Source organism: Streptomyces prunicolor NBRC 13075 (assembly GCF_000367365.1).
Classification (GTDB): Bacteria; Actinomycetota; Actinomycetes; order Streptomycetales; family Streptomycetaceae; genus Streptomyces; species Streptomyces prunicolor.
Genome location: NZ_BARF01000120.1, coordinates 20,910 through 40,470 on the forward strand (window position 1 = coordinate 20,910; position 19,561 = coordinate 40,470).

At 71.1% G+C, this 19,561-nt stretch carries 19 protein-coding genes; 10 read left to right on the top strand and 9 right to left on the bottom strand.

Annotation, left to right across the window (positions count from 1 at the left end; genetic code table 11):
- Positions 1-8 precede the first annotated feature (8 nt).
- The 6 genes from SPR02S_RS47260 to SPR02S_RS47285 are packed head-to-tail and all read right to left on the bottom strand — an operon-like array spanning position 9 to position 5,508.
- Positions 9-515 (bottom strand): DoxX family protein, encoded by a 507-nt coding sequence (locus SPR02S_RS47260; protein WP_043258992.1) that lies wholly within the window; start codon positions 513-515, stop codon positions 9-11.
- Between the two features lie 2 nt (positions 516-517).
- A complete protein-coding gene (locus SPR02S_RS58015; protein WP_019064061.1) occupies positions 518-1,696 on the bottom strand; it encodes an acyl-CoA dehydrogenase family protein in 1,179 nt (392 codons plus the stop codon).
- 44 nt (positions 1,697-1,740) lie between these two features.
- A complete protein-coding gene (locus tag SPR02S_RS47270; RefSeq protein WP_019064062.1) occupies positions 1,741-2,850 on the bottom strand; it encodes an acyl-CoA dehydrogenase family protein in 1,110 nt (369 codons plus the stop codon).
- 16 nt (positions 2,851-2,866) lie between these two features.
- Positions 2,867-3,907, bottom strand: coding sequence for a DUF2889 domain-containing protein (locus tag SPR02S_RS47275; RefSeq protein WP_019064063.1), 1,041 nt, complete (start codon positions 3,905-3,907; stop codon positions 2,867-2,869).
- A 29-nt stretch (positions 3,908-3,936) separates the two neighbouring features.
- Positions 3,937-5,085: a thiolase family protein gene (locus tag SPR02S_RS47280; RefSeq protein ID WP_019064064.1), complete on the bottom strand. Its 1,149-nt coding sequence runs from the start codon at positions 5,083-5,085 to the stop codon at positions 3,937-3,939.
- Positions 5,086-5,088: 3 nt separating this feature from the next.
- Positions 5,089-5,508: a Zn-ribbon domain-containing OB-fold protein gene (locus tag SPR02S_RS47285; protein WP_043258999.1), complete on the bottom strand. Its 420-nt coding sequence runs from the start codon at positions 5,506-5,508 to the stop codon at positions 5,089-5,091.
- A 281-nt stretch (positions 5,509-5,789) separates the two neighbouring features.
- Here SPR02S_RS47285 and SPR02S_RS47290 point away from each other — a divergent pair, with 281 nt between their 5' ends.
- The 4 genes from SPR02S_RS47290 (at position 5,790) to SPR02S_RS47305 (ending at position 9,963) form a co-directional block, all read left to right on the top strand.
- Positions 5,790-7,010: a CaiB/BaiF CoA transferase family protein gene (locus tag SPR02S_RS47290; protein ID WP_019064066.1), complete on the top strand. Its 1,221-nt coding sequence runs from the start codon at positions 5,790-5,792 to the stop codon at positions 7,008-7,010.
- 231 nt (positions 7,011-7,241) lie between these two features.
- On the top strand, positions 7,242-7,541 hold the full coding sequence (locus SPR02S_RS47295) for a hypothetical protein (RefSeq protein ID WP_019064067.1): 300 nt from the start codon (positions 7,242-7,244) through the stop codon (positions 7,539-7,541).
- 12 nt (positions 7,542-7,553) lie between these two features.
- Positions 7,554-9,050: a class I adenylate-forming enzyme family protein gene (locus SPR02S_RS47300; protein WP_019064068.1), complete on the top strand. Its 1,497-nt coding sequence runs from the start codon at positions 7,554-7,556 to the stop codon at positions 9,048-9,050.
- A gap of 130 nt (positions 9,051-9,180) precedes the next feature.
- Positions 9,181-9,963: a TetR/AcrR family transcriptional regulator gene (locus tag SPR02S_RS47305; protein ID WP_158697994.1), complete on the top strand. Its 783-nt coding sequence runs from the start codon at positions 9,181-9,183 to the stop codon at positions 9,961-9,963.
- Positions 9,964-10,096: 133 nt separating this feature from the next.
- Here SPR02S_RS47305 and SPR02S_RS47310 read toward each other — a convergent pair whose 3' ends face one another.
- Both SPR02S_RS47310 and SPR02S_RS47315 read right to left on the bottom strand, forming a co-directional pair.
- Positions 10,097-11,329 carry an acyl-CoA dehydrogenase family protein gene (locus tag SPR02S_RS47310; RefSeq protein ID WP_019064070.1) on the bottom strand — a complete coding sequence of 411 codons (1,233 nt, stop codon included), beginning with the start codon at positions 11,327-11,329 and terminating at the stop codon, positions 10,097-10,099.
- The gene (locus tag SPR02S_RS47315; RefSeq protein ID WP_019064071.1) at positions 11,326-12,471 is read right to left on the bottom strand and encodes an acyl-CoA dehydrogenase family protein; all 1,146 of its coding nucleotides are present in this window, start codon (positions 12,469-12,471) and stop codon (positions 11,326-11,328) included. Before SPR02S_RS47315 ends, SPR02S_RS47310 begins: the two co-directional genes overlap by 4 nt.
- A gap of 359 nt (positions 12,472-12,830) precedes the next feature.
- Between SPR02S_RS47315 and SPR02S_RS47320 the strand changes: the two genes are divergently transcribed.
- The 5 genes from SPR02S_RS47320 to SPR02S_RS47340 all read left to right on the top strand — a co-directional run bounded on the left by SPR02S_RS47320 (position 12,831) and on the right by SPR02S_RS47340 (position 17,195).
- Positions 12,831-13,733, top strand: coding sequence for an AAA family ATPase (locus tag SPR02S_RS47320; protein ID WP_019064072.1), 903 nt, complete (start codon positions 12,831-12,833; stop codon positions 13,731-13,733).
- Positions 13,730-15,226 carry a VWA domain-containing protein gene (locus SPR02S_RS47325; protein ID WP_086021721.1) on the top strand — a complete coding sequence of 499 codons (1,497 nt, stop codon included), beginning with the start codon at positions 13,730-13,732 and terminating at the stop codon, positions 15,224-15,226. The genes SPR02S_RS47320 and SPR02S_RS47325 overlap by 4 nt, the downstream gene beginning before the upstream one ends.
- Before the next feature lie 60 nt (positions 15,227-15,286).
- Positions 15,287-15,811 carry an FAS1-like dehydratase domain-containing protein gene (locus tag SPR02S_RS47330; RefSeq protein ID WP_019064074.1) on the top strand — a complete coding sequence of 175 codons (525 nt, stop codon included), beginning with the start codon at positions 15,287-15,289 and terminating at the stop codon, positions 15,809-15,811.
- Positions 15,812-15,825: 14 nt separating this feature from the next.
- A complete protein-coding gene (locus SPR02S_RS47335; protein ID WP_019064075.1) occupies positions 15,826-16,248 on the top strand; it encodes a MaoC/PaaZ C-terminal domain-containing protein in 423 nt (140 codons plus the stop codon).
- Positions 16,249-16,376: 128 nt separating this feature from the next.
- Positions 16,377-17,195 carry a crotonase/enoyl-CoA hydratase family protein gene (locus tag SPR02S_RS47340; RefSeq protein ID WP_019064076.1) on the top strand — a complete coding sequence of 273 codons (819 nt, stop codon included), beginning with the start codon at positions 16,377-16,379 and terminating at the stop codon, positions 17,193-17,195.
- Positions 17,196-17,275: 80 nt separating this feature from the next.
- On the opposite strand, the gene SPR02S_RS47345 is transcribed toward SPR02S_RS47340, so the two are convergent.
- Entirely contained in the window at positions 17,276-18,046 is a 771-nt protein-coding gene (locus SPR02S_RS47345; protein ID WP_019064077.1) for an SDR family NAD(P)-dependent oxidoreductase, read from the bottom strand.
- A 177-nt stretch (positions 18,047-18,223) separates the two neighbouring features.
- Between SPR02S_RS47345 and SPR02S_RS47350 the strand changes: the two genes are divergently transcribed.
- The gene (locus SPR02S_RS47350) at positions 18,224-19,396 is read left to right on the top strand and encodes a thiolase family protein (RefSeq protein ID WP_019064078.1); all 1,173 of its coding nucleotides are present in this window, start codon (positions 18,224-18,226) and stop codon (positions 19,394-19,396) included.
- Positions 19,397-19,561: the final 165 nt, after the last annotated feature.

Genomic DNA, 19,561 nt, shown 5'->3' on the forward strand with positions numbered 1-19,561 from the left:
GTGGTGAGTCAGCGTATGTCGCCGCCCCGGCCGGGCCTCCAGGTCAGCGCGAGCAGCGTCGCGGTGCCGAAGGCTCCCAGCAGCACGGCGACGCCGCCGCCGCCCCAACCGGTCAGTTCCGTGCCGGCCAGGTGGTCCACCGACGCGGTGCCCGGTCCCAGTGCCGCCAGCGCGACTGCCACCACCGCGATCAGCAGGACGTATTCGTACCCCTCCTTGAACACGAAGAAGCCGTTCGCCCGGTGCGCGAGGAGGCCGGCGATCGCCATCACGCTGATGACGGCGGCGCAGGCGAACGGGGTGAGGAATCCCGCCGCGATGGCTGCGCCTGCTCCGATCTCGGTGACGACGCTGGCCCACGCCTGGAGCGTTCCGTGCCGCAGTCCCAGGCCTTCGAACCAGCGCGCGGTACCGGCGATACGGCCGCCACCACGCCAGTGGTTGTACCCATGGGCGATCATGATGACGCCCAGCACCAGCCGGACCGCGACGAGCGCCACTTCCTGGGCGTCCATGGTCACACCCGCACGGGCTCGGCCGACGCGGCCCGGACCGCGGGCCGTGCGACGGGGCCGACCGCGGATCCCGCGGTGAGGCCGAGCAGCCCGGCGAGTTCCTCCCGGTGGTGGGCCGAGTCGCCGAACAGCAGCTCTCCCGACTTGATCCGGCGCAGGTACAGGTGGGCCGGATGTTCCCAGGTGAACCCGATGCCGCCGTGGACCTGGATGTTCCGCTCCGCCGCCAGAGTGCACGCCTCGCTGGAGTACGCCTTGGCCAGCGCGGCCGCCTCCACCAGCCCCTCCGAGTCCTCCGCGGCCACGCGGGCCGCGTACCGGGCGACCGCGAGGGCGGACTCGGCGGTGACGAAGATGTCGGCGCACAGGTGCTTGACGGCCTGGAACGACCCGATCGGCTTCCCGAACTGCTCACGGAGCTTGGCGTAGTCGACGGCCATCTCCAGGATCTTCTGCGTCGCTCCGGCGAGTTCGGCGGCGATGCCGACCGTCCCGAGCGCCAGCACATGGCGCTGCCCCGAGGTGAAGTCGCCCCCGATCCGGCGCGCCTCGACGTCCGTGAGGCAGACCCTGGCGAACTCGCGCGTCAGGTCGAGCCCGGCCAACGGCGTGCGCTCCAGCCCGGAGCTGTCCGCCGGCACGGCGAACAGCCCGAGCTCGGCACCGGCCGGGGCGACGACGAGGAGGACGTCGGCGGTCCGGCCGTCGAGCACCGCCTCGACCTGACCGTTCAGCCGCCATCTCCCTTCGGCGAGCCGGGCGGCGGCCGTCGACTCGCCGGGCCGCCCGGTCAGCCCTTCGGAGAACGCGACGGTCGCGATCGTCCTGCCTTCGGCGACGGCCACAAGCAGCTCGGCGGCGAGCTCGTCGGCACCGGACGCCGTCAGCGCGCCGACGGCGAGGACGGCGTTGGAGAAGAAGGGGCCGGGCAGCAGGCTCCGGCCCATCTCCTCCAGCACGACGCCCATTTCGACGAACGAGGTGCCCTGGCCGCCGAGCGCCTCGGGGACGAGGAGGCCGTGCAGGCCGAGTTGTTGCGCGAGCTGGTCCCAGACCTCCGCATCGCGGCCGAGACCCTCGTCGACGACCCGGCGTACGGCACTCTCGGGCGCCTTGCGTTCGAGGAACGCCCGCACGGTGCGGCGCAGCTCGCTCACTTCGGGGGCGAGTTCATGATCCATCGGTTCTCCGTAAGGTGTGGGTCGGTCGGCGAGGCCGGGCGCGGTCAGGACGGCAGACCGAGGACGCGCTGGGCGAGGATGTTCTTCATCACCTCGGTGGTGCCCCCGGCGATCGTGGAGGCGCGGGCGCGCAGATAGTCCGTCATCAGTGCGTCGTCCGGGCCGGCGACGGCGCCGAGACCACCCAGGGCGAGCTGGGTCTGCGCGAGCCGCTGTCCGAACTGACTCCACTCCAGCTTGATGATCGACTGCTCCGGTCCCGGCTGGCCGGTGGCCCGGATCGACGCCAGGGACCGCTGCCCCAGGACGCCCACGACCCGGCCCTCCACCCAGCGCCGCACCAGTTCGTCGCGCAGCAGCGGGGAGAGCTCCCGTCCGGTCCGGTCGAAGCGCAGCGAGTCCACTACGGCCTCCACCTGCCGCTGGACCTGGGAGGCGTACGTCACGACGCCGCTGCGCTCGTGGCCGAGCGTGGTCATGGTGACGCCCCAGCCCTGGTTGAGCGGCCCGAGCAGGCTGCTGACGGGGACTCGCGCCCCGGTGAAGTACACCTCCGCGAACTCGGACTCCCCGGTGATCTGCCGGATCGGATTGCGCTCGACGCCAGGGGTGTCGAGCGGGATCAGCAGCGCGGAGATGCCCTTGTGCTTCGGCGCGTCCGGGTCGGTGCGCACCAGAAGCTGCATGTGCGAGGCGCGCACACCGTCCGAGGTCCAGATCTTCTGGCCGTCGATGACGAACTCGTCGCCGTCGAGGACAGCCCTGGTCCGGAGGCCGGCCAGGTCGGATCCGGTGCCGGGTTCGCTGAACCCCTGGCACCAGATCTCGCTGCCGTCGAGGATGGCGGGCAGGTGGCGGCGCTGCTCCTCGGTTCCCCACTGGGCGATGGTGGGGCCGACGTTGGCCACTCCGTAGATGCCGGCGGTGCCGGGGGCCCCGTACTCCGCCAGGACTTCGCTGCAGGCCAGGGCCTCCACGACGTCCAGGCCCCGGCCGCCGAACTCCTCGGCCCACTGGGGTGCCACCCAGCGGCCCTTCTGCAGTATGCGCTGCCAGGCCAGCTTCCCCTCGAACTCCGGTTGCTCGCCCCACTGTCCGCGGAAGGCGGGCAGGTGGGCGTCGAGGTAGTGGCGCAGTTCGTCTGTCGCGGTCACGGCGCGGCTCCTTCGGTCACTGGTTCGGTTCCCCGCGCGTGGCACGGAAGAGGGCGGTCATCGGCTCGACCAGGCGGAGTGTCCTCAGCAGGTCGTTGAGATGGGTGCAGCCGTGCGGGCCGACGAGCCGCCGGCGGACCTCCGGCTCGATCTCGGCGAGCGGAACTCCGTGCAGGCTCACGGCCGTTGCGGCGGCTGCCGGGCATTCCGGGAACGGCAGCGCGCCGGGACGTGCCGTCAGTTCCCGCACCACCGGGAGGTCGCCGACCCCGGCCGCGACGGTCGCCGTGATCTCGTACTCGTGGACGACGACCTCGATGCCGTCCGGGCGGCAGTACGTGTCGCGGAAGTATCCGTACACACCGGTGACGGTGTCGGGGGTCACCTCGATGAGGCGCCGCCGCCGCATCCCCGCCCGGGGCGGAGGGGGGTCGGCGTGCCAGACCCGTTCGTCCCCGCCGCCGAGGTCGGGGGCGGGCGGACGCGACGTGAGCATGCCGGGAAGCGCCTCGCCGGAGGTGGCCGCGGTGCCGTCGGCGGCCCAGCCCGCGCACACCCCGATGACCGGGGAGGGCCGCCGGTCGGCGGGCCGCGCGGGTGCTCGTTGCTGCAGCTGGGCGTAGCCGGAGATGATCCGCATACCCGGCAGGTCGTCGAGCAGGGCGGCCTGGAGGCCGGCGCCGCCGACCGGGCCGAAGTGCGCGGTGAGCGCGCGGCGGAACCCGCGACGGGAGTCGATCCCGACCAGCTCGGCCGGCAGTCGGCCGCCGCCGGTGGCGTCGTCGGCGTCCCGCAACGTCCCGTCCTTGTCCACCCGGGCACGGAACCGGTGGGTGGCGTGTTCGCGGATGTGTCCCCCGCCGTCGGCGATGAGGTCCCTGCCCCGTGCGTCGACCAGTGTCCCCGCGCGCCAGGTGCCGTCGGGGCGCGCGTCGACGGTGGTGGTGCGACGGATCGAGCCGCGACTGATCGGCACCGGACTCCCCGGCGCGGAACGGCCGTCGGGCGCGCCCGCGGAGCCCTGCGTCCGCCTGCCCGTTTCCGAACCGAACGGCATGACTCGGCCTCCTTCTTCGTCGGTCACCGTCAGGAGGTGAGAACCATGGCCCCGCACTGCGGTCCGTGCGCGTTGGCGACGACCGCCACGTCGGCACCGGCGACCTGGCGGTCGCCGCATTCCTCACGCAGTTGGAGGACCGCTTCGTTGAGGAAGCTGAGTCCGTGCAGCCGGCCCTCGGCCAACTGGCCGCCGTTGGTGTTGAGCGGCAGTCGGCCGCCCGGACCGATGGTCCGGCCGCCGTCCACCCAGTCCCCGAACTCGCCGATGCCGCAGAGGCCCAGGGCCTCCACCCAGGAGATGGTGATGTGGGTGAAGCCGTCGTAGAGCTCGGCCACCTTGACGTCCTGGGGTGTCACCGACGAGCGTTCCCACAGCCGGTTGCCGCAGTCGATGGTGCCGCCGAAGACGAGGTCGTCGGCGAAGCTCCAGCTCGGGCGGGATCCGGTTCCCTGGGCCATCGCGTCGACGACGACCGGCTTCCTGCGCAGGTCCGCGGCTCGCTCGGTCGACGTGATCACCGTGGCGCAGGCACCGGTCACCGGGTAGTCGCAGTCGAACAGGCGCAGCGGCTCCGCGATGTAGCGCGAGGACAGGTAGTCGTCCATGGTGATCGGGGTCCGCAGGACGGCCCGGTCGTTGAGGGCGGACCAGCGGCGGGCGTTGACAGCGATGTGGCCGTAGTCCTCCTCGCTGCCGCCGAAGTCGACGAAGCGCCGGTACTTGCGCATGCCCATGGACGGGATGACCGCGCCGTAGTCGCCGTACGGTGCCAGGAACTGGTCCGGGCCGTCGGCCGGCGGAAACTCCGACTTGCCGCTCTGCTGGCCCCACTCCCGGGTCACCGACCTGAACACCAGGGCGGTCTCGCAGGCACCGGACGCCACGGCCATCACCGCGTTCTGCGCCGCCGCGAGGCCCGAGGGTCCCGAGGGCGAGTTGTCGCCGAACACCGCGAGGTCGCGGATACCCAGCATCCGCTGCATCTCGACGGCGATCTGGGTGCCCTGTCCCGGGTACTCGAAGATCCCGTCGATGTCGGCGGTCGTCAGCCCGGCGTCCCCGATCGCCTGCTTGGCGGCTGTCACCGCGAGCGGCCGGGAGTCGACCCCCGTCTCGCGGTGGATGGTGGAGTAGCCGACCCCGACGACGGCGGTGGCACGGGTTGCGAAGGCCACGGTTCAGGTTCCGTTCTTCTGGGTGGGGCGGAACTGGGGCACTGTGACGTCCCCGCGTTGTTCGTAGACGACTTCGAGGGGGTCGCCGGCCTTGAGGTCGGCGGGGTCGGCCTGGACGATGTTGGTCTGGATGCGGATGCCGGGTGCGTCGTCGAGCTGGACCTGGGCGATGACGTAGGGCAGGGAGTCCTTCCAGGCGGGGTGGAAGGCCTGGCGGATCACGGTCATCGCGTAGAGGGTGGCGCGGCCGCTGACCGGTCTCGCCGTCAGGGACTGCGACTGGCAGCTCTCGCAGACCGCGTTGGGCGGGAACTGCACCTGGCCGCATTCCTCGCACGCCTGGACCGCCAGGCGTCCTCGGGCCGCGTTCTCCCAGTAGAACGCGCTGTACCGGTCCGGGACCGGAGCCTGCTTGTCCGTCATCGCCACCTCCGACATCACACCCGCGGCCACCGGAACCGCGGCGCGCAGGGCCGCAAGTTTTACATACCGTATCTCTTACCGCAATGCTTTCGATGTGATGCGGGAGCCCTGCCCGGCACCCCGTCCGGACCGCACCCCACCACCTCCGCCACACTGGCGATTCCCTTACGGTAACGCTTATGGTAATACCTTCTCCAGGCCGTGGACGCGGCTGGTCGCCGCCTCCCCGGTCCAACGGCCGAGTGGCCGGCCACCGAGCAATCGCAGAGGGAAGGACTCCAATGACGGGAATCCTCAATGGCATCAAGGTCGTCGAACTCGCTTCCTGGGCCTTCGTGCCAGCTGCGGGAGCGGTCCTCGCCGACTGGGGCGCCGACGTCGTCAAGATCGAGGACACCCGCGGCGGCGACTCCACACGCAGCCTGGTGGTCGGCGGCCTGCGGCGCGAGAACGCCGCGGTCGACGCCGACTACATGATGGAGATCACCAACCGCGGCAAGCGGAGCATCGGCCTGGACCTGAAGTCGGACAAGGGCCGGGAGCTGTTCGCCCAGTTGATCGCGTCGGCCGACGTGTTCCTGACGAACTGGCTCCCCGGCCCCCGGGCCCGGGCGCGGCTCGATGTCGAGGACATCCGCGCGATGAACCCGAAGATCATCATCGCCCGCGGTTCCGGCCAGGGCCCGCGCGGCCCCGAAAGCGACAAGGGCGGCTACGACTCCTCCAGTTTCACCGCGCGCGGAGGCGTGGCCTACGCCCTGACACCCCCAGGGGCCGAGTTCCCGTTCTCCCAGGGGGCGGCGTTCGGCGACCTGCCCAGCGGCATGTCCCTGGCGGGAGGGATCGCCGGCGCACTGTTCCACCGCGAGCGCACCGGCGAGCCGAGCGTGGTCGATGTCTCGCTCCTCGCACAGGCCATGTGGACCATGGCCCCGGACATCCTCGCGGCCGAGTTCTTCGGCGTCGACCGGACCCCAGTGCCGCCGCCCGGCAGCGCGCTGAATCCGGTCACGAACCGGTACCGGACCAAGGACGGGCGCTGGATCCAGTTGGTCTTTCTCCAGCCGGACCGCTTCTGGCACGACTTCTGCGTCCGGGTGGGACGCGCGGACCTGGCCGACGACGAGCGGTTCACCCCCTCGCAGAACCTGATCGCGAACGCCGACGAGGCGGCGCGCCTGCTCCGGGAGACGTTCGCCGCGCAGGACCTCGAACACTGGACGACGGTGCTCGCCGACGAGAAGGGCGTCTGGTCGGTGATCGCCAGCCCGCAGGAGGTCCTGGCCGACCCGCAGGCGATCGCGAACGAGTACCTCGTACCGAACAAGGACGGCCTCGGACGCGAGTACCACGTGGTGTCCAACCCCGTGCAGTTCGACGAGACCCGGCCGCAGTCCGCACGCGCCCCGGAGTACGGCGAACACACCGAGGCGCTGCTGGTCGAAGCCGGCGTGACCTGGGCCGAGATCGCCGAGGCGAAGGAGCTCAAGGCGATCCTCTGAGCGGCGGGCGGCCCGTGCCGGAACAGGTCCGGTCCCCGGCCGATCCCGTGAACGCAGCACGGCTGTGGCCGCGCCCTCCTCAAAGGCGCGGCCACAGCCGTCCCAGGCCGTCGAAAGTTACGCCGACCTCTCTATAGTATTCCTTACGGTATAGGTTACCGTAGAAACAACGATCCGCCGTTGCCACCTCTGTGTCACGGCACCGGTCCTATCGGGCGAAGGGGACTTCTCATGCCACTGACCGTCGGCAGCCAACTCCGCAGTACATCCTCGACGTGCGAGGTCGTGGTGGTCCGCGCGCCCGGCCTCGAAGGCACGGTGTACTGCGGCGACGCGGAGATGACGAGCGTCGCCGCGGGCCGGCCCGCCACCGGGTCGACCGAAGGCCCCGCGGTCGTGCTGGGCAAGCGCTACGAGCACCAGCCGTCCGGGCTCGAACTGCTCTGCGTCAAGCCGGGCCCGGGGCCGCTCACGTTCAACGGAGCGGAGCTCGTGCTCAAGTCCGCCAAGCCGCTGCCCGCATCCGACTGACCGGAGGACCCCGTGGACCTGTTGACCCTGCTCGAAATGGTCGCCACCGGAATGGGCGACCGTGTGCTCGTCGGCGAACGGAAGGACGGCCTGACCGGAGCGCAGTTGCGCGACCGCGCGGCGACGGGCGGCCGTCTCCTCGCCGGGACGGGTGCTCGAACCGTCGTCTACCTCGGGGGGAACGGCCCCGCCTTCCCCGTGGCACTGTTCTCCGCCGCGGCGGCGCACGTGCCCTTCCTGCCGCTGAACTACCGCCTGAGCGACGACCAGTTGCGCGAGATCCTGGCACGCCAGGAAGACGCTGTCGTGGTCACCGACACCTCGGAGCGGGCGGAGCGCCTCGCTCCCCATCTGACGGTGCTCGACCTGGACGGGTTCCTGGACCGCTGCGCCTCCACCGTGCCGAACGCGACGCTGGTCAGCGGTGGCCAGGAAGCCGTCGCGGTGCTGCTGATGACGAGCGGAACCACGGCGGCGCCCAAGAGCGCGGTCCTTCGGCACCGCCATCTGACGTCGTACATCCTGGGCTCGGTGGAGTTCGCCTCGGCCGAGGAGACCGACGCCACCATCGTCAGCGTCCCCCCTTACCACATCGCCGCGGTCGCGAATCTGCTGTCGAACCTGTACGCCGGGCGCAGAATCGTCTATCTGGACCACTTCACCGCCGCCGAGTGGCTGGCGGTGGTCCGCGCCCAGGCGATCACTCACGCGATGGTCGTCCCGACGATGCTCAGCCGCATCGTGCGAGAACTCCAGGAGTCCGCGGCCACCGCACCGCCTTCCCTGCGCTCCCTGTCGTACGGCGGAGCCAAGGTGTCCGCGAAGGTCATCGCCGACGCGCTGCGGCTGTTCCCCGGGACGGGCTTCGTCAACGCGTACGGGCTGACGGAGACCTCTTCCTCGATCGCCGTCCTCGGTCCCGACGACCACCGCGAAGCGCTGGACGGCGACGACCCTCAGGTACGGCTGAGACTGGGGTCCGTCGGCCGCGCCCTGCCCCACGTCACGATCGAGGTCCAGGATGATCACGGCGAGCCGTGTGCCCCTGGGGTGGTCGGCGACATCGTGGTCCGGGGCGCGCAGGTGGCCGGCGAGTACGTGGAGGGCGGCAGCCGCCTCGACGAACGGGGCTGGTTTCCCACCCGCGACCTCGGCTACCTCGACCAGGACGGCTATCTGTTCGTCCAGGGCCGGGCCGACGACACCATCATCCGCGGCGGCGAGAACATCGCTCCCGCAGAGATCGAGGAGGCCCTGACCACACACGAGGCCGTACTCGACTGCGCCGTCGTCGGCGTCCCGGACGAGGAATGGGGCCAGCGCATCGCGGCGTTCGTCGTGGTCAAGCCGGAACACCGGTGCACCGTCGAAGAGATCCGGGCCCACGTCCGGACCCGGCTGCGCGGATCCAAAACGCCCGACCTGGTGAGGTTCATCGAAGAGCTCCCCGTCACGGCGACCGGCAAGGTGCTGAGGCGGAACCTGGTCGCCGACTTCGCCGTCCGCTAGAAGTGCCGCGTCCCGGCCCGGCGGAGACGGAGCCGGGACCTCGTACACACCGGCACGCAACGGGAGCGCCCGCCAGACGAAGGCCATACTATAAAGCCGACGTCGATATCAGTATGGGATGGGCCACCGCATGCCACACGCCGCCAACAAGGCGAACGCCCCGACGAAGTCCGGCCGCCGGCCCCGGGGGTCGCTCAGCAGCGAGGCCATCCTGGAGGCCGCCTTCGCACTGGCCGAGGAGGACAACCTCGACGCGCTGAGCATGCCGAAGGTCGCGTCCCGTCTGGGCGTCGGCGTGACCAGCCTCTACTGGTACTACCGTTCCAAGGAAGAACTCCTGGACGCCATGCTGGTCGTGGCGTCCGGCAGATTCCTCGGCCAACTGCCCGACTACGCCGGGCTGCCCTGGGACGAGCACTGCCGCTCCTACTTCGGGGAGATGCGGCGCATCTTCCACGACAACCCCGTGCTGTGCGACTTCCTCATCTTCCGGAACCAGCTCAGCACCGTCCGCCCGCGGACGCTCTTCCTCGACCGGATCGACCGCGAGGTGTCGATCCTGCTCGACGCCGGTTTCGCCCCCGAGACGGCGGCGCGCGGCTACATGGCCATGTCCGTCTACACGCAGGGGTGCGTGCAGAAGACGCGCCTGTTCGAGCGCACCGGGGAGCAGGAGAACCGGTTCGTGTGGCACGGCTCCGATCCCATCTGGGCCTCGCAGAGCCCGGAGGAGCAACGTACGTACCCCGGCATGGAGCAGACCCAGGAGTACTGGAGCGTCAGCTTCGCGGCGGACGCGGATTTCGAGTCCGGGCTCGAATTCATCATCGACGGGCTGCGGGGCAGGCTCAAGCAGCCCGCGAAGCCGGCCCGGAAGCGTGCCGCTCCCCGGAAGCAGAAGACCGAAAGCTGAGCGGGCGGCGCGCTCCGGGGCCCTGGCGGTCGAGATCTCGCCGGCCAGGAGAGCCCGCCTGCGGAACCAGTAGCGGCGCACCGAGAAGAGCGAACACGCTCCTCGGTGCGCCGCTGCGTTCCGGCGGCTCGCGTCAGCTGCTGCCGCGCTTGACCTGACTGAACGGCACATCGCGGTCGGCCGCGTATTCGCGCGGCATCCCGAGGATGCGCTCGCTGATGATGTTCCGCGACATCTCGGTGCTGCCCCCGCCGAGGCTGGCGCCCTGGCGCATCAGGAAGTTGTCGCCCACCCGGCCGGGACCCTCGCCGCTGACGGCCAGGCCCCCGGCGATCTCCAGCGCCAGGTCGTCGACGCGCCAGTCGGTCTCGGCGTGGCCCAGTCGCATGATCGAGGCTGCCGGGGACGGCATCTGACCGGTCTCCAGGCCGATGCTGACGCGACGGATCAACTGCTCCTGCACCCTCTCCAGCGCGTGCCCCTCACCGAGCATCTCGCGCACCCGGGGGTCGGCGGCCCGGCCGGACGCGCGGGCGATCTGGACGAGGTCCGGCTTGGGCTGGCTGACCCGCCCGGTGCCCCGGCCGCTGGTGAAGGGCGAACCGCCGCCCACCGCCGTCCGCTCGTGGAACAACTGCCGGGAGGCCACCGCCCATCCGCCGTTGACCTCGCCGACCACCGCGTCCGCGGGCAGGACGAGGTCGTCGAAGAACTCCTCGCAGAACTCGGTCGACCCGCTCACCTGGGTGATACGGCGCATCGTGATCCCGGGCTGGTGGACCTTCACCAGGAACATCGTCAGTCCCCGGTGCTTGGGCGCGTCCCAGTCGGTGCGCGCCAGGCACAGGGCGTAGTCCGCGGCGTAGGCGCACGTGCTCCACGTCTTGGCCCCGTTGAGCACCCACGTGTCCCCGTCGCGGTCCGCGCGGGTGACCAGGCCGGCGAGGTCCGAACCGCCACTGGGCTCCGACAGGAACTGCACGAGGATCTCGTCGCCGCGGATCGCGGCGGAGATACGCTCGCGCTTCTGCTGCTCCGAGCCCATGTCCATGATCGTGGGCGCGCAGATGCTGAACGTGGGGACGTTCAGCAGCAGCGGCATCTCGTAGCCCTCGGACTCCTCGGTGAACGCCCGCTGGTGCTCCGGGGTGAGACCCAGGCCGCCGTACTCCGAAGGGAAGCAGATGCCCGCGAACCCGCCCGCGTAGAGCTTCTTCTGCAGTTCACGGGTACGGACCCACTCGGCGTCGTCGTCCCCGGGCGGCGGCGGGACGGCGTCGACGTCGACCCGCGGCATGTTCTCGGCCAGCCAGGCACGGGCCCTGAGGCGGAACGACTCGACGGCCTCCACAGTGCTGTCGGTCATGACGTCTTCCTCTCTGAGGGCGCGATGATGTCGGCGATGCGGAGGCGGTGGTCCTCGGGCGTCCCGTAGAGGGCCCGGTTCACCGTCGCACGCCGGAGATACAGGTGGAGGTCGTGCTCCCAGGTGACGCCGATGCCTCCGTGCATCTGGACGCAGTCCTGGAGGATCTGCGTGGAGCGGCTCCCGACATAGGACTTGGCGACGCTCACCAGCTCGGCCGCGTCCTCGGCGCCGTCCTGGACCGCGCGGGCGGCGGCGCCGGTGGTCGCGTGGCACGCTTCGATCCAGGTCTTCATATCGGCGAACCGGTGTTTGAGCGCCTGGTAGGAAGCCAGCGGACGTCCGAAGGAGTAGCGGTCGAAGGCCCACTGCGTGGTGAACTCGAACACCCGCTCAAGGGCCCCGCAGGTCTCGGCGCTCTGCAGCACGATCGCGACCTGGAGCTGGCGCTCGACGAGCGGCTCCGCGCGGCCCACGAGGCCGACGACGGCGGACCCGGGAACCTCCACACCGGCGAAGCGGACCTCCGCGAAGCGCCGGACCAGGTCCAGGCTCCGGGACGCCTCGACCGAGACCCCGGCCGCGTCCGCCGGCACCAGGAACTGGGTGAGCCCCTGCTCGGTCGTCGCCGTTACCAGGAGCAGGTCCGCCTGCTCGGCGAGCTCGACCCGGTCCTTGACACCGTCGAGTACGAAGCCGTCGCTCCCGGGCTTCGCCGTCAGGCCGGGCGTCAGCGGGGACCACTGCCCGCCGGGCTCGTAGACCGCCCAGGTGGCGACGCTCTCGCCGGAGACGAGCGCTTCGACGATGTGCGAGTGGTCCGGGCCGTCGGTGGCCGCGGCCAGACCGGCCAGCACGATGTTGGTCGCCAGCAGCGGGCCGGGGCCGACGCCGCGGCCGAACTCCTCGGCGACGATGGCGAGATCGAGCAGGCCGTCCCCCGAGACGCTGCCGCCCCCGAGCTCCTCGGAGACGAGCATCGCCGTCCAGCCGAGCTCGGCGGCTCGGCTCCACCAGTCGCGGTCGAATCCGGTGGACGTGTCCGCGAGTTCCCGCACCCTCGTGAGCGGGGCCTCCTTCTCCAGGAAGCCCTTCACGGTGGCCCGAAAGAGTTTCTGGTCTGCCGAGAGCACTAGATCCATGCGGACTCCCTTGTCGTTTCACAGCGCCTCGCGGCGCTCATACCTTCGCGGCCGACGGTGCCGGGCGGTCGGGGCCACGGGGACGCGTGAAACCCACCGGCCGCGGCCGCCGGCTCCGGCGGAGGCTGCCCTGGCGGCACGGCCTCGGAAGCGGTGCGCGTCCACGCACCGCCCGACGCTTGTCCGGGGCCAGTCGACCACCGGCCGAAGAGCCTTGTCAAACGAATTACCGTAAGGCTAACTTGAATCCCTACTGGAAGACATACGGTAGAACCAACCGAGCCGTCGGTGGAACGCTCGGGAGCCACGGGAACGGGCTCCCGGGAACCACCGCGAGCGGCCCCTGGGGAGAGACAGGCATGCCCGCAGCAGACGAGTACGACGGCGCCGGCCACCGCTTCACGACGCCCCTGGAGGTGGCCGACAGCCTCGCCGCCGTCGGATACATCGCGGACCCGCGGATCAGCGGCGCGGTCTTCCTGGCCGGGCGACTCGGCAAACCGTTGCTCGCGGAGGGTCCCGCGGGCACCGGCAAGACCGAGCTCGCGAAGGCGCTCAGCCGGGTCACTGGGGCGCGGTTGATCCGGTTGCAGTGCTACGAGGGCCTGGACGAGTCGAAGGCCCTCTACGAGTGGGACTACCGCAAGCAACTGCTGCGGATCCACGCATCGCGCGACGCCGCCGCGGAGCAGTGGCAGGCGCTGGAGCGGGACATCTTCAGCGAGGAGTACCTGCTGGCCCGCCCCCTGCTCGAAGCGATCCGATCCGAGGACGACGTCGTCCTGCTCATCGACGAGGTCGACCGGCTGGACATCGAGACGGAGGCGCTGCTGCTGGAGGTCCTCTCGGACTTCCAGGTCTCCATCCCCGAACTCGGGACCGTGGCGGCCCGCCGCAGGCCCCTGGTGCTGCTCACCTCCAACAACAGCCGTGAGCTGTCCGACGCGCTGAAGCGCCGGTGCCTCTTCCTGCACATCGGGTATCCGGGCGCCGAGCGGGAACGGGAGATCGTCCGCTCCGCCGTGCCGGGCATCAGCGAGCATCTCGCGACACAGCTCACCCAGGTGGTGCTCTCGCTGCGCGGCCTGCAACTCAAGAAGAAGCCGTCCGTCTCCGAGACGATCGACTGGGCCAGGACACTGCTCCTGTTCGAGTCCTCGGAACTGGACCCGGCCGACGTGGTCGCGGCCCTCCCGGTCCTGCTCAAGCACCAGAGCGACATCGAACTCGCGACGCGCGAACTCGGCCGGGTTCCGTCATGACCGTCGCGACAGCGCGCTCGGGGCCGCCGCGGCCGGGCCCGGACGGGCCCGGCCGACTCCCGAGAGCGCCTCAGGAGGCAGCCGAAGCGGTGCTGGCCGCGGTCGAAGAACTGATCGGCGAACTGCGGCAGATCGGTGTGCCGGTGTCGACGAGCGAGAGCATCGACGCGGTCCGGAGCCTGGAGTACACGGACCCGCTCCAGCCGGACCAGCTCAGAGCCGCCCTGGCGGCCGCGCTGGTCAAGAGCCACCGGCACGGGCGCGCCTTCGACACGGTCTTCGACCTGTTCTTCTCCCCCGGGCCGCGCCCCAGTCAGGACGGAGGTCCGGCACCGGACGCCGACGGCACGCCGGTCCGCGGCCGGCTGGCCGCACGGCTCGCCGGGGCCGGTGACACAGAGCTGCGCGACCTGCTCGTGCGGGTTCTCGACCAGCGGGACGATCTGGGCCTGCGCGCCGTGACCGCCGAACTGGTCGACCGGCACGCCCGGATCCGGCCCGGTCAACCGGTGGCCGGCACGCTCGCCGTGCAGCGCACGTTCCGTGCCGTCGAGCCGGATGACCTGCGTGAGCGACTGGCCGGGCTCAGTGGCGGGGCCGACGGCTCCCCGGTGTCCGGCCTGCGGGTCCGGCTGGCGGCCGAGGAGGCGGACCGGCGCGTGGAACGGCTCCGGCAGGAGATCGAGACCGAGGTGCGCCGACGCCTCGTCGAGGACCGGGGGGCCGCCGCCGTGGCGCGTTCCCTGCGGAGTGCGCTGCCGGAGGACCTGGACTTCCTGACCGCGTCGACGGCCGAACTGGCCGCCCTGCGGGCCGCGTTGGCACCGCTGCCCGCCCAGTTGGCGGGCAGGCTGAGCGCAACGCGCCGACGCGCCCGGCGGGGCCCGCTCGATTTCCGCCGTACGGTACGCGCCTCGCTCTCGGCCGGAGGGGTGCCGGTGCGGCTGGCGTTCCGGCCTCCTCGCCCGGCCAAGCCGGAGCTGGTCCTGCTCGCCGACATCTCCGGATCCGTCGCCACGTTCGCCGGGTTCACCCTGCACCTCGCGCAGGCGTTGCGCACGCAGTTCCGGGTGGTACGCAGCTTCGTCTTCGTCGACGGCACGGACGAGGTGACCGATCTGCTCGCCGGTTCGGACGGCGCCGTCGAGGCGGCGCGCCGGATCGACGAGTCCGGCAGCGGGGTCCGGCTCGACGGGCGGTCGGACTACGGCAACGCCCTCCGGGGCTTCTGGGACCGGTGGGGTACACAGGTCGGCAGCCGGAGCATCGTCGTCGTCCTGGGCGACGCGCGGACCAACTACCGCTCGCCGTCGGTGGAGTCGCTGTCGGAGCTCCGGCAGCGCGCCGGTCGGGTGTACTGGCTCAACCCGGAGCCGCGCGCGGCGTGGGGCAGCGGCGATTCGGTCATGGACCAGTACGCGCCCCACTGCGACGACGTCGTCGAGTGCCGCAACATCCGCCAACTCAGGCAGTTCATCGAGCGGTTGGCGTGAGTACCCGCCACCCGCCACGGCCCCCGGGCCGTTCCTTCCGTCCGGTTCGCAGGGAGCACCATGACTGACAGCAGCATCTCGGCGGCCATGCGGGCCGCTGTGGGCGTCGAGCTCGCCCGGCAGGTGAGCCACCCCGTGAGCGCGTCCGACATCCGCCGATGGGCCCTCGCGGTGTACTGGCCCGAGCCCGCTCCGCAGCTCTTCGTCAGCGAGGAGTACGCCCGCCGAACCGTCCACCGGGGCATCGTCGCGCCCGAGGAGTTCAACCCGTTCGCCTGGTCGTGCGCCGAGACCTGGACCCGGAATCCCGAAGCGGTCTCCGATCCCAACGACCCCGACAACACCGAGATCCAGGCCGGCGTACCCGGGCCCGGACTGACGTTCCAGCTCAACGGCGGCATGTCGGTGGAGTACGGCGACCGGATGCGCCCCGGCGACGTGATCACCGGCAGCCGGTGCCTCGGGCCCTACACCGAGCGCGAGGGACGGCTGGGCCTGATGCTCTTCAGCACCGCCGAGGAGACCTGGACCAACCAGAGCGGCCGGCTCGTCAAGCGGACCGTGTCGACGCTCATTCGCTACTGAAGGGACGAACCGACGTGCAGACTGCGACGTCCGGCGACAAGGTCGGGATCGGCGACGAGATCGGGCCGTTCACCAGAGAGACCGGTTTCGCGAACTGGAACCGCTATGCGGCTGTCAACTACGAGTTCGTGCCGATCCACATGGACGACGAGGCCGGCCGTGCGGCCGGGTACCCGACCGCTTTCGGGATGGGCAACCTCCAGTGGTCCTACCTGCACAACGCGCTGCGGGCGTGGATGGGCGACAGCGGACGGATCGTCAGCCTCTCGTGCCAGTTCCGCGGGGCCAACACAAAGGGCATGACCGTCACCGCCCGCGGTGTGGTGACCGGCGTCGAGAAGGCCGACGGCGCCGTCACCGCGACGGTGGACGTGTGGACCGAGGCGGCGGACGGATCCAGGCTCGCCCCCGGCAAGGCGGTCGTGCGGTTCGGTTGAGCCGCACCGGCACCAGCACGACCACCAGCGCTACCACCGAGATTGCCGTTATGGTTACCGTAAGACTTTCTATACGCCCCGGGCAGCCGCACGGCCCGTCGGGGCGATCGCGACCAGGAGGAGGATTCGTGAGCGAGCCGAGCACCACTGGGCAGGCGTCCGCCGAGCACCCCGTTCTCGTCGAGCGGCTTGGGCACGTGATGGTCATCACCATCAACCGCCCCGACGCCCGCAACGCGGTCAACGAAGCGGTCTGCCTCGGCGTGGGCGACGCCCTCGAAGAGGCGGACCACGACGACAACGTCCGCGCGGTCGTGCTGACCGGCGCGGGCGACAAGGCGTTCTGCGCCGGGGCGGACCTGAAGGCCATCCTGCGCGGAGAGCGGATCATCCCCGAGGGCCGCGAGCTGTGGGGGCTGGCCGGATACGTCGGTCACTACATCGGCAAGCCGACCATCGCCGCGGTGAACGGCGCGGCGATCGGCGGGGGGACCGAACTGGCCCTGGCCAGTGACCTCGTGGTGGCCGCGGACACGGCGTCGTTCGGTCTCCCCGAGGTCAAGCGCGGGCTCGTGGCCGGGGCCGGCGGCGCCTTCCGGCTCGCGGCCCAGCTACCCCAGCGTGTCGGCCTGGAGATGCTGCTGACCGGTGACCCGATCAGCGCGCAACGGGCGCTCGAACTGCATCTGGTGAACCGCGTGGTGCCGGCCGCGGACGTGTTGGAGACCGCGGTCGAACTGGCCGGGCGGATCGCCGCGAACGCGCCGCTGTCCGTCCAGGCCACCAAGCGGATCGCGCTGGGATACCAGGGTTCCCAGCGGCCCGCGGATGCTCCGCTGTGGGAGCTGACCACGAAGGAACTGGCCCGCGTGAGCGGCTCGGCCGACGCGGTGGAGGGCCCGCGCGCCTTCGCCGAGAAGCGGGCCCCGGTCTGGCAGGGGCGCTGAGTTCCGGGCACCGGACGGTTCGCGCGCACGAGCAAGGGCCGGCCGACGAAGAACTCGTCGGCCGGCCCTTGCTCTCGATGTCACTTGATGTTGAACCGCTGGGCCGCGTCGATCCGGATGACCTCGCCGTTGAGGTAGTCGTTGTCGACGATGTGCAGCGCGAGCCGGGCGTACTCGTCCGCGTGGCCCATCCGCTTCGGGTTCGGCACCCCGGGGCCCCACTTGGCCTGGGCCTCCGCCTCGGGCATGCCGTACGCCGGGGTGAAGAAGGTGCCCGGCGCGATGCTCATCACGCGGATGCCCAGCGGGGCCAGGTCGCGGGCGGCGGTGAGGTTGAGGCCGATCACCCCTCCCTTGGCGGCGGAGTAGTCGGACTGCCCGACCTGCCCCTCGTAGCCGGCGATGCTGGCGGTGGTGATCACGACGCCGCGCTGGCCGGAGTCGAGCGGCTCGTTCTCGGCCATGGCCGCCGCCGCCCGGCTCAGCACCGTGAAGGTGCCGGTGAGGAAGATCTCGACCGTGCGCCGGAAGGTGTCGACCGGGTAGGGCCGCCCTTCGCGGTTGACGATCCGGGCGCCGGCGGCCGGGCCGCCGTGGACCACGACGGCCGCGCGCAGCGGGCCGAGTTCCTTGGCGGCGTCGATCGCCGCGAGCACGGACGCCTCGTCGGTCACGTCCGTGTGCACGAACCGGGCGTTCTCGCCGAGGTCGTCGGCCAGTTGCTTGGCGCGGTCCTCCGCCATGTCGGCGATGACCACCTTGGCGCCCGCGGCCACGAGACGTCGCACCGTCGCCTCGCCGAAGCCGCCCGCGCCACCGGTGACAATCGCGGATGCACCCGCAAGTTCCATGAGTTCCTCCTTGGTCGGGCCCGTCCCGGGGGCCGGTGAGAGGGGAAAGCACGCCCTCTCATATTGGTTATCGTAGGTTATACAGTTAGCATTACGAGCACCATACTTCAGCCTCGCCCGCCGCATCGCGGAGCCGCCGAGGCAGGAAGTCCCAGATCTGTCGCTGTGAGGTGGGCCATGCCCGAAGCCGTGATCGTCAGTGCTGTCCGCACCGCCATCGGAACCGCTTACAAGGGCTCGCTGAGCGAGACGAGCGCCGAGGATCTCGCACGTCACGTGGTCGCGGAGGCGGTCGAGCGGTCCGGTCTCGCACCGGAGAGCTTCGACGACGTCGTCCTCGCCGAATCCATGTACGGCGGCGGCGACCTCGCTCGCCACGCCGCCGTCTCCCTGGGCATGACCGAGGTCGCCGGCCAGGCGGTGAACCGCCACTGCGCGGGCAGCCTGACCGCCGTCGGCATCGCCGCCGGGTCGGTCCGGGCCGGTATGGACCAGGCCGTCATCGCCGGCGGGGCGCAGTCCTCGTCGCTCGCCCCGAAGACCGTGTGGCGCGTACCCGGTACGGTCGACCGGTTCGAGGAGCGCATGGCGCCGACGTTCCCGTATACGGCGGACGCGACCGACGACGTCACCCTGAGCACCGGCTGGAACGTCGCTCTGGAGGCCGGGCTCACCCGTGAGCAGCTGGACGCGTGGGCCTTCCGGTCGCACGCGCGTGCGGTCGCAGCCATCGACGCCGACGTCTTCGTCGACGAGATCGCCTCGATCAAGGTCACCCGCCGGGACGGCTCGGTCGTCGACTTCGCGATCGACGAGCACCCCCGCCGCAGTTCCACTCTGGAGAAGCTCGCCACGCTGAAGCCCCTGCACCCGGAGATCGAGGGCTTCTCCATCACCGCCGGGAACGCGGCCGGGGTGAACGACGCCGCGGCCGCACTCGCGGTGGTCAGCGACGAGCTTGCCCGGACGCGGGGGCTGACCCCCCTGGCGACCGTGCGGGCCTGGGCCGCCACGGGTGTCGCGCCGCGCCGTACCGGCATGGGCGCCGTCGAGGTGATTCCGAAGGTGCTCCAGCGGGCCGGCCTGTCGATCGGCGACGTGGCGCTGTGGGAGATCAACGAGGCTTTCGCCTCGGTCCCGGCCGCGGCGTGCAAACTGCTCGGCCTCGACGAGGAGCTCGTCAACATCTTCGGCAGCGGATGCAGCCTGGGACACCCGGTCGCGGCATCGGGCGCCCGCATGCTGACCACGCTGACGCACGAACTCCGCAGGCGCGGCGGCGGCATCGGCGTCGCCGCCATGTGTGCCGGCGGCGGCCAGGCCGGAGCGGTCGTCATCGAGGTCCGCTGAACCGGGCGCACCCGCGCACATGCCCTGACGTGCGGTCGCGGCGCCATCGGCACCGCGACCGCACGGACGGCGGTGCCGCCCGCGGCCCCTCGCGCACGTTGCCAAGACATTGCGCCCAGGTGTCGACCTACCGGATAGATGGCTATACCGTATGCATTGCGAGAA

Bases quoted from the DNA above. Each gene is read 5' to 3' on its own strand.
- SPR02S_RS47330 (WP_019064074.1), top strand. From the start codon at position 15,287: ATGACTGACAGCAGCATCTCGGCGGCCATGCGGGCCGCTGTGGGCGTC.
- SPR02S_RS47350 (WP_019064078.1), top strand. From the start codon at position 18,224: ATGCCCGAAGCCGTGATCGTCAGTGCTGTCCGCACCGCCATCGGAACC.
- SPR02S_RS47295 (WP_019064067.1), top strand. From the start codon at position 7,242: ATGCCACTGACCGTCGGCAGCCAACTCCGCAGTACATCCTCGACGTGC.
- SPR02S_RS47310 (WP_019064070.1), bottom strand. From the start codon at position 11,329: ATGACCGACAGCACTGTGGAGGCCGTCGAGTCGTTCCGCCTCAGGGCC.
- SPR02S_RS47320 (WP_019064072.1), top strand. From the start codon at position 12,831: ATGCCCGCAGCAGACGAGTACGACGGCGCCGGCCACCGCTTCACGACG.
- SPR02S_RS47325 (WP_086021721.1), top strand. From the start codon at position 13,730: ATGACCGTCGCGACAGCGCGCTCGGGGCCGCCGCGGCCGGGCCCGGAC.
- SPR02S_RS47285 (WP_043258999.1), bottom strand. From the start codon at position 5,508: ATGACGGACAAGCAGGCTCCGGTCCCGGACCGGTACAGCGCGTTCTAC.
- SPR02S_RS47305 (WP_158697994.1), top strand. From the start codon at position 9,181: ATGCCACACGCCGCCAACAAGGCGAACGCCCCGACGAAGTCCGGCCGC.
- SPR02S_RS47260 (WP_043258992.1), bottom strand. From the start codon at position 515: ATGGACGCCCAGGAAGTGGCGCTCGTCGCGGTCCGGCTGGTGCTGGGC.
- SPR02S_RS47275 (WP_019064063.1), bottom strand. From the start codon at position 3,907: ATGCCGTTCGGTTCGGAAACGGGCAGGCGGACGCAGGGCTCCGCGGGC.
- SPR02S_RS47290 (WP_019064066.1), top strand. From the start codon at position 5,790: ATGACGGGAATCCTCAATGGCATCAAGGTCGTCGAACTCGCTTCCTGG.
- SPR02S_RS47315 (WP_019064071.1), bottom strand. From the start codon at position 12,471: ATGGATCTAGTGCTCTCGGCAGACCAGAAACTCTTTCGGGCCACCGTG.
- SPR02S_RS58015 (WP_019064061.1), bottom strand. From the start codon at position 1,696: ATGGATCATGAACTCGCCCCCGAAGTGAGCGAGCTGCGCCGCACCGTG.
- SPR02S_RS47345 (WP_019064077.1), bottom strand. From the start codon at position 18,046: ATGGAACTTGCGGGTGCATCCGCGATTGTCACCGGTGGCGCGGGCGGC.